At 59.7% G+C, this 15,644-nt stretch carries 16 protein-coding genes and 1 pseudogene; 8 read left to right on the top strand and 9 right to left on the bottom strand.

Translation table 11 applies throughout. The features are described 5' to 3' along the window. Positions 1-253: 253 nt before the first annotated feature. From WBB95_RS25385 to WBB95_RS25365, 5 genes are all read right to left on the bottom strand, one after another. Positions 254-1,264, bottom strand: a complete 1,011-nt coding sequence (locus tag WBB95_RS25385; protein ID WP_424490075.1) for a hypothetical protein — start codon at positions 1,262-1,264, stop codon at positions 254-256. Between the two features lie 44 nt (positions 1,265-1,308). After that, entirely contained in the window at positions 1,309-1,704 is a 396-nt protein-coding gene (locus tag WBB95_RS25380) for a hypothetical protein (RefSeq protein WP_424490074.1), read from the bottom strand. A 653-nt stretch (positions 1,705-2,357) separates the two neighbouring features. Then, a complete protein-coding gene (locus WBB95_RS25375; protein WP_424490073.1) occupies positions 2,358-3,023 on the bottom strand; it encodes an HNH endonuclease signature motif containing protein in 666 nt (221 codons plus the stop codon). Positions 3,024-3,100: 77 nt separating this feature from the next. Continuing rightward, positions 3,101-3,517, bottom strand: a complete 417-nt coding sequence (locus WBB95_RS25370; RefSeq protein WP_424490072.1) for a BRO-N domain-containing protein — start codon at positions 3,515-3,517, stop codon at positions 3,101-3,103. Positions 3,518-3,584: 67 nt separating this feature from the next. Further along, the gene (locus WBB95_RS25365; protein ID WP_424490071.1) at positions 3,585-5,018 is read right to left on the bottom strand and encodes a tyrosine-type recombinase/integrase; all 1,434 of its coding nucleotides are present in this window, start codon (positions 5,016-5,018) and stop codon (positions 3,585-3,587) included. A 43-nt stretch (positions 5,019-5,061) separates the two neighbouring features. On the opposite strand from WBB95_RS25365, the pseudogene WBB95_RS25360 reads away from it, so the two are divergent. Continuing rightward, positions 5,062-5,253: pseudogene (locus WBB95_RS25360) on the top strand (L-aspartate oxidase); the annotation flags it as partial. Here WBB95_RS25360 and WBB95_RS25355 read toward each other — a convergent pair. Continuing rightward, a complete protein-coding gene (locus WBB95_RS25355) occupies positions 5,222-5,668 on the bottom strand; it encodes a protein YgfX (protein WP_424490070.1) in 447 nt (148 codons plus the stop codon). The pseudogene WBB95_RS25360 and the gene WBB95_RS25355 sit on opposite strands and share 32 nt — an antisense overlap. Further along, entirely contained in the window at positions 5,652-5,906 is a 255-nt protein-coding gene (locus WBB95_RS25350) for a succinate dehydrogenase assembly factor 2 (protein ID WP_078731982.1), read from the bottom strand. Before WBB95_RS25350 ends, WBB95_RS25355 begins: the two co-directional genes overlap by 17 nt. A 140-nt stretch (positions 5,907-6,046) precedes the next feature. Between WBB95_RS25350 and WBB95_RS25345 the strand changes: the two genes are divergently transcribed. Together WBB95_RS25345 and WBB95_RS25340 are read left to right on the top strand one after the other, a co-directional pair. Continuing rightward, positions 6,047-6,988 (top strand): YgfZ/GcvT domain-containing protein, encoded by a 942-nt coding sequence (locus WBB95_RS25345; protein WP_424490069.1) that lies wholly within the window; start codon positions 6,047-6,049, stop codon positions 6,986-6,988. 36 nt (positions 6,989-7,024) lie between these two features. Further along, positions 7,025-7,846: an HDOD domain-containing protein gene (locus tag WBB95_RS25340; RefSeq protein ID WP_424490068.1), complete on the top strand. Its 822-nt coding sequence runs from the start codon at positions 7,025-7,027 to the stop codon at positions 7,844-7,846. Here the strand turns inward: WBB95_RS25340 and WBB95_RS25335 are convergent, their stop codons facing one another. Both WBB95_RS25335 and WBB95_RS25330 read right to left on the bottom strand, forming a co-directional pair. After that, complete coding sequence (locus tag WBB95_RS25335) at positions 7,847-9,232, bottom strand: sensor histidine kinase (RefSeq protein WP_424490067.1); 1,386 nt, start codon at positions 9,230-9,232, stop codon at positions 7,847-7,849. Then, complete coding sequence (locus WBB95_RS25330) at positions 9,225-9,896, bottom strand: response regulator (RefSeq protein ID WP_424490066.1); 672 nt, start codon at positions 9,894-9,896, stop codon at positions 9,225-9,227. The genes WBB95_RS25335 and WBB95_RS25330 overlap by 8 nt, the downstream gene beginning before the upstream one ends. Before the next feature lie 235 nt (positions 9,897-10,131). On the opposite strand from WBB95_RS25330, the gene WBB95_RS25325 reads away from it, so the two are divergent. Genes WBB95_RS25325 through WBB95_RS25305 form a run of 5 tightly spaced genes read left to right on the top strand, consistent with a single transcriptional unit; the run spans position 10,132 to position 15,506 of the window. Then, a complete protein-coding gene (locus WBB95_RS25325; protein ID WP_424490065.1) occupies positions 10,132-11,424 on the top strand; it encodes an OprD family porin in 1,293 nt (430 codons plus the stop codon). A 34-nt stretch (positions 11,425-11,458) separates the two neighbouring features. Then, on the top strand, positions 11,459-12,442 hold the full coding sequence (locus WBB95_RS25320; protein ID WP_424490064.1) for a Bug family tripartite tricarboxylate transporter substrate binding protein: 984 nt from the start codon (positions 11,459-11,461) through the stop codon (positions 12,440-12,442). A gap of 59 nt (positions 12,443-12,501) precedes the next feature. Beyond that, a complete protein-coding gene (locus WBB95_RS25315; RefSeq protein WP_424490063.1) occupies positions 12,502-12,960 on the top strand; it encodes a tripartite tricarboxylate transporter TctB family protein in 459 nt (152 codons plus the stop codon). Between the two features lies 1 nt (position 12,961). Continuing rightward, complete coding sequence (locus tag WBB95_RS25310; protein ID WP_424490062.1) at positions 12,962-14,476, top strand: tripartite tricarboxylate transporter permease; 1,515 nt, start codon at positions 12,962-12,964, stop codon at positions 14,474-14,476. Further along, complete coding sequence (locus tag WBB95_RS25305; protein ID WP_424490061.1) at positions 14,469-15,506, top strand: AbrB family transcriptional regulator; 1,038 nt, start codon at positions 14,469-14,471, stop codon at positions 15,504-15,506. The genes WBB95_RS25310 and WBB95_RS25305 overlap by 8 nt, the downstream gene beginning before the upstream one ends. The last annotated feature ends 138 nt before the right edge of the window (positions 15,507-15,644 follow it).

The following is a 15,644-nucleotide window of genomic DNA, read 5'->3' as shown; positions in this document are numbered from 1 at the left end:
CAGTTCCCCCGTGCGGCCTTGCGGACACGGTTACGCTCACGCTCATAGGCTTCAAAGCGAGCCACAGCGGGGCCCATGGGGAGCCCATTGAGGGAAGCTGATAAGGCCACCACAAGGCGTTTGCGTTGGATTCTGGTCATTGGCTGACTCATGGTATTGGTCTCCTTTAGGAAGCCCATAGAGGCCCATTGCGGGCCCCTGAGGAACGGTGAGGATCAGGCAGGCAGAGGTCTACTTTTGATAGACCATTAAGCTACGCCAGCTTGATGTTGGTGATCATCGGGAACGCCACCATCTCGGTCTGAAGACCATCTTCGGTCAGCTTCACCTTGACCTTGCCGTTAGCCACGATGTCCACGACTGTCATGATCTCAATGTCCCATGCCTGATGGGCGCCATTGCGGGTCGCTTGGATCTTCCAGACGTTGCCGTCGCGGCCTTCGCGGTAGCTCAGCGAGGTAAACATCTTGGGCAACAGGAACAGGCCGAAGTCAGTACCGCTGTAAGGCTGCACAGAGGCGCCGATGAGGTCCTCAATGTCACCCACGCCAGCGCGCTGAGCAGCACGCTCAAGCACCGCTACCAGAGACACAGGCAGCAGGACCACAAAGTCAGACAGCGAGGTGCCAACGGTCTGGTTGATGTGGGTCGTCAAGAGGTCAATGAGGTCCTCAGCGATCTCTACAGGCTTGCCGGTTGGCTTAGCCTCAGAGAACACTTCGGTGCTTGGGGCAGTCGAGAGGATGCCAGCGATCTTGCCCGCAGCACTCAGTTCGATATCGCGCAGGATCTTGTCAGCGGTCTGCGCAAGGGAGCCCTCAGTGAAGCCCGCCATGATGTTGTGATCGAGGATGGTTGCACGATGGCTGATTACCAGAGCGGTATCGGTTGGCTCCGTGAAGATCACAGACCCGGCCAGGACTTCGCCTTTGCTAATGGTCTGGTTGTCCCAGTTCTTACGTGGGTCGAACTTAACGGTACGGTCTGCCATGGTGATGATCTGTTGACCAGTGGCCTCAGAGCCAGCCGGGCGGAACTCGCAAGGAGTCGCCTCCATAGCAGCCTCACGCCAGTCATCGCCGTTCAAGTAGTCCTCAGCGGCCTCCACGAGGGCAGCCACATAGACAGACGGATCGGTGGCCGCTTCGGTCTCGCTTCGGATGTCGCCAGTGTTGAAGCGGATTGACCCAGCCTCATGGCCCGGAGTGTCGTTGAAAACCGCAGTGGTGTAGGTGGACGGCTTGACATATTGATTAGGTTTCATGGGGATTGGTCTCCTGAATTAGATTGAATGAAGGTGGCAAGTTATCAGCCGTTGTTGCGAGAGCGGGCCGCTAAGATCTTCTGAGCGTGCGCACGATGGGCAGCAGCTCGTTCTTCCTTGTCGGCTTTCGCTTGGGCCAGTTCGCGAGGGGTTGGCTCACGGAGTCGCTCAGCACGTTCGTTGGCCTCACGCTGGAGCTTTTCACGCTCAGCCTTTTGGGCCCGCTTGGTCTCGAAGTAAGTCACGGCGTCCTCTTGGATGGCCTTGAGGGACAGACCGGCTTCGTCGAAGGCTTTGATCACTCCGAACTTAGCGCCGTTGTTCCGGCCACATTGGGCCATCAGCAAGGGCAGCATTACGTTCTCGACGTACTCACGGCTGAGGGTCTGGCCCGACACAGTTACTTCGTTCTTCAGGACTTTGGTGATGGTGATGTTCATGGGTTTGGATCTCCTATAGGCGACCCTTTGATTCGACCTTGGCGCCATAGACGCGCACGACCAGACGGCCAAGGAGGGAGCCTCATGGGCATCTTCCAAGGTCGATCAAAAGGTTCTGGGGTTTGGGTATTGATGATGCTGGATCACAGGACATGGCAAGCCTGAGAGGGCATCTTTAAGGACAACCGTGGCGACGGTCGTTGTGTTACTGGTGGCGAGCTGTGAGAACCACAGGGACGCCCTTAACGGTACGGTAAAGACTGATCAGGTCGAGACCAGTTGCGGTCATCAGGACCTCAAGGGGCTCCATTAGGAACGCTCCCAGTTTGCCCGACACAAACGCCTTAGCTTTCTCTGGGTCCCGACTGGTAAAGACATCAAGTGTCTTCAGGTTGAATACAGCGGTGGCTGATCGACCAGTCATAGCCGACTCGATAGACAGTAATGTATTGGTCTGCTCAGGGCTGAGACCATCAAGCACGAAGTGGAATCGCATAGGGCCTCCTGTAGTGGGAATGTGAGAAGTGATTATTAATGGATAATAACTATTGACAATGGACTCAGAGGTGATCTTTAAGAATGATCTCTTAGGTATCTCACAGGGGTCTCAGGGTTTCTTTATCTCAATAGTGAGGAACCTGACCATGTGGCTATTACTTAGAGGATTTCCACTTAGGAGCCCCAACGACAACCCCACGGGCATCCAGGCGGGGCTTGTCACCTAAGTGGTTCTCTCGGACAGCCGCAAGCCAATGCTGGGCAGCTCGTGGATTCTCAAAGTAGTTCATATGGGTCACGCCATTGATGGTGGTCTTTCCTATATAGCGCTCGCCAGATGAGTAGTGGTAATCACGTCGAACGCCCGTAGGTAGGTGTGGGTCCTTCTTGGGGCGCTTGCTATTCAATCCAACGACACGGTTTCCCATGTTCTCGTGGTAAGTCAGTGGCCGTAGGTTGCTTGGGTGATTGTTGTTTGGGTTGCCGTCGATATGGTCAATAACTAATGACTCATCAAACTCCCCGACCAGCAGTCGATAGACAATGCGGGCCTTCTGGACGCGTATCTTGTGCTTGATGTCACCGTCCATCCATGTGACTTCGATTTGCTGCCTTAATGATCCATTGGTGTAGCTTCCCACTGAGTCTCCCTCACGGGTTCCTCTACGGGTCTTGCCGGGGATGAGCTTGAACTCTCTGGCGACGATACCTTCATGGTCCTCAGCAGCCTTGTAGCGCGCTTGGAGAACCTCAAGGGGCGGAAGTAGGCAAACGTCGATGTTGGTGCCTTGTAGCTTGATCTTGCGAGTTGTGCTTGTCATGTGATTGATCTCCTGAGTTGTGGAAAAGAAACTGGGTGTAGTGGCAATAGTGAGGGTTTTAAATCCTACGGCTACGGTCACAACCGTTTCGACCAGCAAACACGGGACTTCAGGGAATCTTCAGCGTTGTACGAGCCAGTCTTGCGGATGGTCGGGAGGACTTCCTCAGTGACCCAGCGGCGGAATGGTTCTGAGTTCGGAGCATTCGAGCGGAGCAGCATTGTGTATGCCTCTGACTCAGTTAGCATTGCCATAGTGCCCCGGTAGGCCCTCGTTAGACCGCGGCTTGTGACGTACTCAGGGGCTTTAATACATGTTTCATGTATCAGAGCCTTCAGCGTCAGGAATGAGCTACCTTGGCCCTCCTTAGTGCCGCGCCATTGCTTCAGACTTTGGGCGGGGTTCTTCAGCCCAGCAGCGGCAGCCACTTGATAGCCCAAGAAGATCAGCTCGTGCTCAGGGTGTCCCACGAGGACATCCAGTTCGATGCCCATGAAATTGCTTTCTTGAAGCAGGTCCACTGGCAAGCAGAGGTCTATTTTTGACAGACCCTTCATTCAATCAGAGCAGGGCTGTCTTCAACGCCTCAGCCATTCTTGTAACCTCTACCCCACTGCCTGCCCCGTACAGGTCATAGCTAATAGATCCCGATGCGTGCCCCAAGATGGACTCAGCGGTGCCCACTGGGACCTCAGCGGCCTTCATTGCGCCTGCCAGCGAATGCCTCAAGGAATGGAAGGTCTGGGTCCGGTCTGCCTTCAAACCTAAGACATCCCGAAGGGTCCCATTGAGCAGCACGGAGAACTGACCAGAACCCAGCGTGAACAACCGAGAGTCGGCCTTCTCGACAAACTCAAGGAATGCCTTCAGGTCGAAGCCATAGGCGCCATCGGTGAGTGGTACGACACGGAGCGCATTCTTGGTCTTGGCTGTCTTACCATCGTTCCTATTAATGTCAATGACCCAGACATCACCGACCTGCTTAACGTCCGCCTTGGTTAACTGCCGGAGTTCCTCAATGCGGGTCCCAGTGATGACCCCGAGGGACAGCGCCCAGCGTTGCCATGCGTCTACTGGAAGGGCCTTAGCGTGCGCCATTAGGGCTTTCACTTGATCCTGAGAGAACGCCTCACGGGAGCTATCAGCGCCTTTGGTGGGCTTCAGGCCATCGGTCAGAGCCTTGGCGAGGTAGTCGTTATTCACGCCCCAATCCATGACCGTGGATAGCCGGGTCAGGATCTTCCTCACGGTGGACGGCTTGCGATCCTCAAGGAGCTTTGCCCTGAGATTCTTCATGTCCTCCCGTGTGTGGGTCTTGAGGTCCAACTGCCCAAGGATGGCCCCAATGGCCTCACAGGTAGACCTCACGTCTCTCATGGTGCTGGCTTGAACATTGTCCTTGAGTTCGTCCATGTAGAGCCCTGAGAGAACCTTGAAGGTCAGCGGCTCAGACGGTAATACAGATAGGGACGGAGACAGGGCTACAGACGTGCTACAAACCTCAGCCTTCAGGTCCCTCACAATCCCCACCAGCTTTCCCGGCCTACCCTTCAGGCGCTCTTGAGCGGCCTCGACGATCTCCAGTGCCTTACCCACTGCCCGTTGCTGGTTGATGCTCAATGGCATCTTGGCGCTGGCCTCACGGAGAGCCTCATGGTGCTCATCGTTGATCATCTCGTAGGCGACCAGCGAGCTATCACCGTGGGCCATCGTCAGGCAGGACTCAGCGATGTCTATCAGACGCTCACGGAGTTCGTCCCAAGTGGCCTCAGGGTTGTCGAAGTGATACGCCTTGAGGGTCGTGAGGATGTCCTTGGAGATGGTCATAGCGGTGGCCTTATCGGTGGTCCTGAGCGATAGCGTGAAGAAGCCCTTAGCGGTGCCTTGAGGGCGAAGGCGAAGGTAATAGCGACCAGACCGGCGATAGTGGTACGGCTTGGCGAGGGCAGTTTGTAACAGGTTTGTCCCAGTTTGGGAGTGGTGGTTGACGGTCATCGGCTGAAACCCCTGTATCCATTGGGTTTAGCCTCATAGGGTCGAGTTCTACAGCAACTATAAAGTCAGTCGCGACCTGATCGAGTTGCGCAACCTCGCCCAGGTGGCGGAACTGATGATTCGCTCAGCCATGGAGCGCAAGGAAAGCCGGGGCCTGCATTACACCCTCGACTACCCGCAGATGTTGCCCGAGGCCCGCGACACTATTCTGGTGCCAACCACCTACGGCGGCTGAACTTGAGGCGTACCCGCAGGCGCCGATGCACATCGGCTGCCTGCGAATCCTTCGGAATACAAATCGACCGTACCCACCATTCGCCCTGCACCCGGTAGCGCAGCACCACGATCAGCGGCAACGCCAGGCTGTCCGGGCGCAACTGCACGCTGTGCCAGCCGCGCCCGGTACTGAACAACTGCCAGCCGTCTTCGTCGCGGCGCAGGCCACGAATCGACGAGCGGTGAGTCAACAGGACATGCCGCGGTAAAACCCACGCGGCGTGGGCCAGGCACACAACCAGGCCAAGGCTTGAATAAGGCAGGTCGAGAGACAGCAAGGCACCCAGCGCGAACAACTGGGCAAGAAGATACGCCGCCAGCATCAGCCGAGAGGCCTGCCAGCGGCATTCAAACGTGTTATTTGGGCTGAACACGGTCCAGAATCATCCGAACCATGCGCTGCAGCTCCGGGTCTTCCGATTCGGCGCGCTCCATGAACCAGCCGAACATGTCCTGGTCTTCGCACTCCAGCAGCCTGACGTAGAGGTCACGATCCACCTTATTAAGAGTCGCGTAGACCTCTTTAGTGAAAGGCACCAGCAATACATCCAACTCCAGCATGCCGCGGCGGCTGTGCCAGTAGAGGCGATTGATTTCTACTTCTTCGACCATGGAGCGCTCCTCAAATAGAGCGCAAGTATACAGACCCGACCGCACTGGAACAGTCGGCTTTGGTCGCCCCATACGGAAACTATCCATTTACCGGGCGCCCCTCTATGATGCACCCATCACTTTTTTACCTGCGATGACCCATGGCTGACTCTGCTTTCTTCTGCCCCCTGTCACACGAAGGCGTTCTCGCCGTCCGCGGCTCCGACGCCGCCAAGTTCCTGCAAGGGCAACTGACCTGCAACCTCAATTACCTGAGCGAGACCCAGGCCAGCCTGGGCGCGCGCTGCACGCAAAAGGGGCGCATGCAGTCGAGCTTTCGCATTGTGTTGCAAGGCGACGGCGTTCTTCTGGCCATGGCTTCCGAGCTGCTCGAACCACAGCTGGCAGACTTGAAGAAATACGCGGTGTTCTCCAAATCCAAACTCACCGATGAAAGCACCGCCTGGGTGCGTTTCGGCCTGGCCAATGCGGATCAAACCCTGGCCAGCCTCGGCCTTGAGTTGCCAGCCGAGACTGACAGTGTGGTGCGCACCGAGGCACTGATCGCGATTCGCGTCTCCCCTGGCCGCGCCGAACTTTGGGTGCCTGCCGAGCAAGGCGACGCCGTACGCAGCCAACTGGCCGCACAGCTGCAACAAGCTGACTTGAATGACTGGCTGCTCGGCCAGATCCGCGCCGGCATCGGCCAAGTCATGCCCCAGACCCGCGAATTATTCATCCCGCAGATGCTCAACCTGCAGGCCGTCGGCGGTGTCAGCTTCAAAAAGGGCTGCTACACCGGCCAGGAAATCGTCGCGCGCATGCAGTACCTGGGCAAGCTCAAGCGTCGCCTGTACCGCCTGAGCCTCAATGCAACCGAACTGCCCGAGCCAGGAACGCCGCTATTTGCGCCCAGCCACAACAGCTCGATTGGCGAAGTCGTCATCGCGGCAAAAGCTGACCAAACCGTTGAACTTCTGGCCGTGCTGCAAGCCGAAGCTGCCGAGAGTGGCGACGTGCACGTAGGCACCCTGGAAGGCCCCGGCTTGCAACTGCTCGACCTGCCCTACCCATTGGACCGTGATCGAGAGATCCAGCGTTAATCGCCGTACTTTTTTGCAACACCCTAGAGAGCATGAATGAACAAGCTGGCGGAAAAAGTCCAACAGGCTTTGGTGATGGCCATCGACAACGATGACTTGGTTCTGCCGACATTACCGGAAGTGGCCCTGAACATTCGTCAGGCCGCCGAAGACCCGGAGATCAGCATCAGCCACTTGAGCAAAGTGATCGGTCGCGATACCGCCCTGTCGGCGCGCCTGATCAAAGTGGTCAACAGCCCGCTGCTGCGCGCGACGCAGGAAGTCACCGACCTGCACACCGCCATCACCCGGCTGGGCACCAACTACAGCAGCAACCTGGCGATCGGGCTGGTGATGGAGCAAATCTTCCACGCTCGCTCCGAAGCGGTCGAACAGAAAATGCGTGATGTGTGGCGTCGCAGCCTGGAAGTGGCCGGCGTGAGCTATGCCTTGTGCCGTAACCACAGCCAGCTCAAACCGGACCAGGCGGCCCTCGGCGGCCTGGTGCATCAAATTGGTGTGCTGCCGATCCTCACGTACGCTGAAGACCACTATGAGTTGCTGTCTGACCCGGTCAGCCTCAACCACGTGATCGACAGCATTCACCCCGTACTCGGTGACAAACTGCTGGGGGGTTGGGATTTCCCGGAGATGCTGGCGAACCTGCCCGGCCAGTACCTCGACCTTGAGCGCGATTCTCCAAGCCTGGACTATATCGACGTGGTGCAAGTCGCCGTGCTGTACTGCCACCGGGGCACCGATCATCCTTTGGCGAATGTAGCGGTTGCCGACCTGCCGGCCATCAAGAAACTGCGGATCGACCCCTACAGCGACACCCTTCGCGCCGAGCTGGATGAAGCGCGCTCAATGTTCTACTGATCAACCCGCAATAAAGCTCACGCGCACCTTCAACCCCGCCAACTCGCCGTCATGCAGGCTGATCTGCGCCAAGTGCGCGCGGCAGATCTCACCGACAATCGCCAGCCCCAGGCCCGACCCCATGCCCTGCTGACTGCGCCGGTAGAAGCGCTCGAATACCCGGTCCCGTTCATCCAGCGGGATGCCCGGGCCGTCGTCTTCCACTTCCAGAATCGCCGGCGCCGTGACCCGCAGGATCACATTGCCGCCCGACGGTGTGTGGGCCAAGGCGTTATCCACCAAATTGCTCAGCAACTCGTTCAACAAGGTCGGCTCACCGCGTAACCACACCGGCTCATCCGCTTCCAACGCCAGGGCGACACCGCGCGCGTGGGCCAACGGCGCCATGGCCATGCCCAGTTCCCGCGCCAGTTGGCTGAGATCGAGCAACTGCGCGCCGCCCTCGGCAATCGCCCTTGCACCGTTTTCGATGCGCGCCAACGACAACAATTGATTGGCCAGATGGGTCAAGCGGTCGGTGCCTTGGGCGGCGGTTTCCAGGGTGCTGCGCCAAGTGGCCGGGTCTTCGGCGCGCAACCCGAGTTCCAAACGCGCCTTCAGCGCCGCCAACGGGGTGCGCAATTCGTGGGAGGCGTCGGCGATAAACTGCGCCTGGCGCTCGAATTGGCCGCGCAGTCGTTCGGTGAAATGATTCAGAGAGCGCACCAGCGGGCCGAATTCATGCTGCACCTCGACCAACGGCAATGGCCGCAGGTCGTCTGGCTGACGTTCTTCGACTGCCGTACGCAGGCGCTCCAGCGGGCGCAGCGCCGCGCTCACGGCAAACCACACCAGCAGCAACGCGCCGATGGCCAACATGCCGAGGCGCAGCAAGGTATCCGCCAGCAAGCTACGGGCCATGCTCTCGCGCGCTTCATCGGTCTCCGCCACGCGAATTTCCGCCATGCCGTTCATGTTCGGCTCGGAGACCGCCTTGAGCAGGCTCACCACCCGCACGTTCTGGCCCTGGTACACGGCGTTGTAGAACCGCGCCAATGCCGGGTAATCATCGGTGCGCGGCGTGCCGGGCGGCGGGCCTGGCAGGTTTTCGTAACCGGAGATCAGCTTCTGATCAATGTCATTGACCTGGTAGTAAATACGCCCGGCGCTGTCGTAAGCAAAGGTGTCCAGGGCCACATACGGCACATTGGCGCTCAGGGTGCCGTCCACCTGGGTCAAGCCGGCGGCGATGGTACGTGCCGAGGCCAGCAATGTGCGGTCATAGGCGGTGTCGGCGGCTTCGCGACCGTTCCAGTAGGCACTCATGCCGCTGGCGAGCATCAACACCACCAGCAACAGCGCCAGGTTCCACAGCAATCGCCAGCGCAGGCTGCTGGGCTTATGCATCGCGGGCTTCCAGCAGGTAGCCAAGGCCACGGAAAGTCACGATGGCGATGGGCTGGCCGTCGAGCTTCTTGCGCAGGCGGTGCACATAGATTTCGATGGCGTCGGGGCTGGCTTCCTCATCCAGGCCGAACACCTGGGAGGCCAGTTGCTCCTTGCTCATCACCCGGCCAGGGCGAGCGATCAAGGCTTCCAAAACGGCTTGCTCGCGGGAGGTCAGCGTCATCAGTTCGCCGCCCACGGTGAAGCGCCGCGTATCCAGGTCGTAAATCAGCACGCCGCAGGTTTGCTGGCGCTCGCCGCCCAGCACGCTACGACGCAGCAGCGCCTTGACCCGCGCTTCCAGCTCGGTCAGTTCAAACGGTTTGGCCAGGTAGTCGTCGGCGCCCAGGTTCAGGCCGTGCACACGGTCCTTCACATCGCTGCGCGCGGTCAGCATCAATACAGGCAGATTTTTCCCACGCGCCCGCAACCGCGCCAGCACCTCGAAACCGTCCATGCGCGGCAGCCCCACATCGAGCACTACCGCCGCGTATTCCTCGCTGCTCAGGGCCAGGTCCGCGGCCACGCCATCGTGCAGTACGTCGACGGTCAAACCCATGCTCTTGAGCGCTTGGGCGACACTTTCGGCCAGTTGCGGATGGTCTTCAACCAAGAGGACGCGCATGGATTTTCACCTCATTCGGGCATGGTCGACGCCACGCTTTGCCGGGCAGTTTACAGGCGCCGTCTGGCCTGTGAAGCCCGAAAACATTGAAAGACAACTGAAAGGTTAGTGAAAGCTTCGCCCTTTAGCATCCAGCGACGGTGGGTAATGCCCGCTTAGCTACCTGACCCGTAGTGCCCGAAAAACGCCTCGAAGCGTTTTCGCCAAAATAAGAACAATAACGGAGTACACAACGATGCTGTCGACACAGCCCCAGGCTTGCCCGCCTGTTCGTTTTTCCCGCCTGACCCAGACCGCCCTTGCCAGTGCCGCCGCCCTTGCCGGCTTTTCGCCGCTCAGCCAGGCTGCCTTTTTCGAGGACAGCAGCGGCACCCTCGAAACCCGCAACATGTACTTCAACCGCGACTTTCGCGACGGTACCAGTGCGCAGCAATCCAAGCGCGATGAATGGGCCCAGGGGTTCATGCTCAACCTGCAATCAGGCTACACCGACGGCACCGTCGGCTTTGGCGTGGACGCGCTGGGCATGCTCGGCGTCAAGCTCGACTCCAGCCCCGACCGCACCGGCACCGGCCTGCTGCCGACCCATGACGACGGACGCGCCGCCAACGAGTACTCCAAGCTGGGCGTGACCGGCAAAGTGAAGATCTCCGCCACCGAGCTGAAGATCGGTTCACTGATCCCCGAGCTGCCGATCCTCAAGCCAAACGACGGGCGCATCCTGCCGCAGACCTTCAACGGAGGCTTGCTGACCTCCAAGGAATTCAAGAACCTGGTGCTCACCGGTGGCCGCCTGGATAAAGCCAAGGACCGCGACGACACCAACTACGAAGACATCACCCTCAACAACAAGAACAGCCGCTTCCTCAGCGGCGCCACCGGCAAGCACTTCAACTTCGGTGGCGCCGACTACAAATTCGCCGACAAGATCACTGGCAGCTACCACTTCGCCCAACTCGACGACGTGTACCGCCAACACTTCCTCGGCCTGGTTGCCGCTCGCCCCATGGGCCCGGGCACCCTCGGCGCCGACGTGCGCCTGGCCATCAGTGATGACACCGGCAGTGCCCGTGGCGGCAAGATCGACAACAAATCCTTCAGCAGCCTGTTCAGCTACGGCCTCAATGGCCATAAGCTCAGCGCCGGCTACCAGCGCATGTTCGGTGACAGCGCATTTCCCTACGTGGATGGCAGCGACCCGTACCTGGTCAACTTCGTGCAGATCAACGACTTTGCCGGCGCTGAAGAGCGTTCCTGGCAAGCGCGTTACGACTACGACTTCGCCAAGCTGGGGATTCCCGGCCTGAGCTTCATGAGCCGTTACCTGTCGGGTGACAACATCAAGCTCAAGAACGGCGAGACCGCCAAGGAGTGGGAACGCAACAGCGAGATCCGCTACGTGGTGCAAAGCGGCACGTTCAAGGATGTGGCCGTGCGCCTGCGTAACGCCACGTACCGCACCAACTATTCAGCCCGTGATGCGGATGAAGTGCGTTTGCTGGTCAGTTACAGCGTCGCACTCTGGTAGCAGCAACTCATAACAACAAAGACGGAGATAAAAAATGACCTTTTCACTGCGTAAACTGGCCCTCGCCGCCGGCTGCATGATGTTCGCCAGCCAACTGCTGGCCGCCGACGAACCCAAGCGCCCCGAATGCATCGCCCCGGCCTCCCCCGGCGGTGGTTTTGACCTGACCTGCAAACTGGCGCAAAGCGCGCTGGTCAACGAGAAGTTGCTGAGCAAACCGATGCGCGTGACCTACATGCCTGGCGGCGTGGGCGCGGTGGCCTACAACGCAGTGGTCGCGCAGCGCCCGGCAGACGCTGGCACGCTGGTGGCTTGGTCCAGCGGTTCGCTGCTGAACCTGGCCCAGGGCAAGTTCGGTCGTTTTGATGAAAGCGCCGTGCGCTGGTTGGCGGCGGTCGGCACCAGCTACGGTGCCATCGCGGTAAAAAGTGATTCGCCCTACAAGAACCTCGACGATCTCGTCCAAGCCTTGAAGAAAGACCCAAGCAAGGTCGTGATTGGCTCCGGTGGCACCGTCGGCAGCCAGGACTGGATGCAAACCGCCCTGGTCGCCAAGGCCGCCGGGATCAACCCGCGTGACCTGCGCTATGTGGCCCTGGAAGGCGGCGGCGAAATCGTCACTGCCCTGATGGGTAATCACATTCAGGTTGGCAGTACCGACATTTCCGACTCCATGCCGCACATCCAGAGCGGCGACATGCGCATTCTGGCCGTGTTCGCCGAAAAGCGTCTGGACGAGCCTGAAATGAAAGACATTCCAACCGCCAAGGAACAAGGCTACGACATCGTCTGGCCGGTAGTGCGCGGCTTCTACCTCGGGCCAAAAGTCAGTGATGCCGACTATGCCTGGTGGAAAGATGCGTTCGACAAACTGCTCGCCTCCGACAAGTTCGCCGAGCTGCGTGACCAGCGCGAGCTGTTCCCATTCGCCATGACCGGCCCGGAGCTGGACACCTACGTGAAGAAACAGGTGGCTGACTACAAAGTGCTGGCCAAAGAGTTTGGCCTGATTCAGTAATCGCCCCCGTTCGCGCGGTCGCGCCCTTGCGCTTCAAGGGCGCGACCTAGGAGTTTCCTATGCTTTTACAACGCATTTTCGCCTCGGTGATGCTGCTGGTCTGCGCGGGTCTCGCGCTGATGGCCTGGCCGTATCAGGCGGCATTTTCCTACGAGCCGGTCGGGCCTCGTGCCTACCCGCTGCTGATGCTCGGGCTGATGAGCCTGGGCTTGATCTACATGATCATCCGTCCTCAGCCAACCAAGCACACCGAAGAAGAACCCGCGCTGGACCGCGATACCTTGATCAAGATCGGCGTCTGCGTCGCGCTGCTGATCGTATTCGCCGGCACTTTCGAGCCCCTGGGTTTCATCCTCAGCAGCATGCTGATCGGCATCCCGATGGCGCGCCTGTATGGCGGCCGCTGGTTGCCGAGCGTGGTGATCGTCAGCCTTATGGCCATCGGCCTTTACCTGCTATTCGATAAAGCCATGGATGTACCGCTGCCCCTCGGCCTGCTTGAAGTTCTGGAGAACTGATATGGATACGTTCAGCTATTTGGGCCAGGGCTTCGGCGTTGCACTGACCCCTTACAACCTGGTGACCGCGCTGTGCGGCACCTTGATCGGCACCGTGGTCGGCCTGTTGCCGGGCTTGGGCCCGATCAACGGCGTGGCCTTGTTGATCCCGATCGCATTCGCCTTGGGCCTGCCGCCGGAATCGGCACTGATCCTGCTGGCAGCCGTGTACCTGGGCTGCGAATACGGCGGGCGCATCAGTTCGATCCTGCTGAACATCCCGGGCGAAGCCTCCACGGTGATGACCACCCTCGACGGCTACCCGATGGCCCGCAAAGGCCTGGCCGGCGTGGCGCTGTCGCTGTCGGCCTGGAGTTCGTTCATCGGCGCGTTTATCGCCACGTGCGGCATGGTGTTGTTTGCGCCGCTGCTGGCCAAGTGGGCGATTGCCTTCGGCCCGGCGGAATATTTCGTACTGATGGTGTTCGCGATTGTCTGCCTCGGCGGCATGGCCGGCGATAAACCGTTGAAGACCTTCGTGGCCGCGCTGATTGGTTTGTTCCTCTCCGCTGTCGGCATCGATGCCAACAGCGGCGTGTACCGCTTCACCGGCGACAACATCCACCTGACCGATGGCATCCAGTTCGTGGTGTTGGTACTGGGCCTCTTCTCCATCAGCGAGATTTTGTTGCTGCTGGAAAAAACCCACCGTGGCCAGGAAGCGGTAAAAGCCACCGGCCGGATGATGTTCAACTTCAAGGAAGCGTCGGCAGTCTTCGTGGTTAACATCCGCTGCGGCTTGCTGGGTTTCATCATGGGCGTGTTGCCGGGCGCCGGTGCGACGTTGGCGTCAGCTGTTGCCTACATGACCGAGAAACGCATCGCCGGCGCCAGCGGTAAATTCGGGCAGGGCGACATGCGCGGCCTGGCCGCACCGGAAACCGCGATCGGCGCTTCCGCCTGTGGCGCCCTGGTGCCGATGCTCACCCTCGGCGTACCCGGTTCCGGCACCACGGCGGTGATGATCGGCGCGCTGTCGCTGTACAACATCACCCCAGGCCCGCTGCTGTTCCAACAGCAACCGGACATCGTCTGGGGCCTGATCGCTTCGTTGTTTGTCGCCAACATCATGCTGGTGATCCTCAACATTCCGATGATCCGCATTTTCACGCGCATCCTGGCTGTGCCGAACTGGGCACTGGTGCCGGTGATCGCGATCATCACCGCGATCGGTGTGTACGCGGTTCACGCCACCACCTTCGACCTGTTCCTGATGGTCGGCATCGGCATCTTCGGCTACATCCTGCGCAAGCTGGACTTCCCGCTGTCGCCGGTCCTGCTGGGCTTTATCCTCGGCGGCTTGATGGAGCAGAACCTGCGCCGTGCGCTGTCGATCTCCAACGGTGCTTTGGACATCCTCTGGTCGAGCCCGATCACCTTTGGTGTGTGGGTGCTGACCGCGCTGATGCTGATGTTCCCGCTGGTGCGCATCTACCGCAAACGTGCCCTGCAGCGTCGTGCCTTGGCCGATGTCTGAGGTCACCTTTAAACATTGGTGGGGAACACCGCTGGTCGGCCTGGCCGGCGGTTACCTGGCCAGCCTCGTCGGCTGGCCTTTGCCGTATATGGTCGGCTCATTGCTGACGATTATCCTGGTGCGTTGCCTGACGCCGTGGCAGTTGGCGGAGATTCCCGGCGGGCGCAAATGCGGCCAATGGGTGGTGGGCATCGGCATCGGCCTGCACTTTACCCCGGTGGTGATCGAGCAGGTGATGAGCCACTTCGGGCTGATTTTCTTCGGCGCACTGGTCACCAGCCTGTCGAGCATTGTCGGCGTGTGGTTGATGCGCCGCAGCGGCGAAGACCGCGCCACGGCATTTTTCTCCAGCATGCCGGGCGGTTCCGGCGAGATGGTCAACCTCGGCGCCCGCAATGGCGCGGTGCTCAGCCGTGTTGCGGCGGGGCAGAGTTTGCGGGTGCTGGTGGTGGTGCTGTGTGTGCCGGCGATCTTCAAGTACTTGCTGGAAGGCGGCGCACCGCAGTTTCATCCGGCGCCAGTGAGTTGGAGCTGGCTGGCGGTGCTGTTTCCGATCGGCGCGCTGGTGGCCTGGGGTTGGCAGCGTTTGCGTCAGCCCAACCCGTGGCTGTTCGGGCCGCTGTTGGTGAGCGCTACCGCCAGCGTGGTGTGGGACCTGCATATCGGCCTGCCCAATGGCGGCAGCCAGATCGGCCAATGGCTGATCGGCAGCGGCCTGGGTTGCCACTTCAACCGTCAGTTCTTTCGTCGCGCCCCCGCGTTCATGGGCCGCACTTTGATCGGCACGGCGTTGACCATGGCATTGGCGACGTTGGCGGCGGTGGGCCTGAGTGCACTGACGCACCTGGACTTGCGTTCGCTCACCCTGGGCATGATGCCGGGCGGCATTGCTGAAATGAGCCTCACGGCCGAAACCCTGCAACTGTCGGTACCCCTGGTGACGGCGATGCAGGTGATGCGCTTGTTGTTTGTGCTGTTTCTGGCGGAGCCGTTGTTCCGGCACTGGAACCGTCAGCCGGACAAGATCTAAGGCCTTCACTCCATTGCGCTGGCTTGCCTGCGGTGGCTGGGTTGTGTTCGACGCCTAGGTTGAGTACATATCCATTTTTTTGGTTATGGCTGCTTATGGTTCCGCTCTTACAGCGGGTCACTTTCGAAAAGCGCGAAA

This window comes from Pseudomonas sp. (assembly GCF_049645325.1).
Taxonomy (GTDB): Bacteria; Pseudomonadota; Gammaproteobacteria; order Pseudomonadales; family Pseudomonadaceae; genus Aquipseudomonas.
The sequence above is the reverse complement of the archived record's forward strand: the minus strand, read 5'-3'. Positions and strand labels throughout refer to the sequence as shown.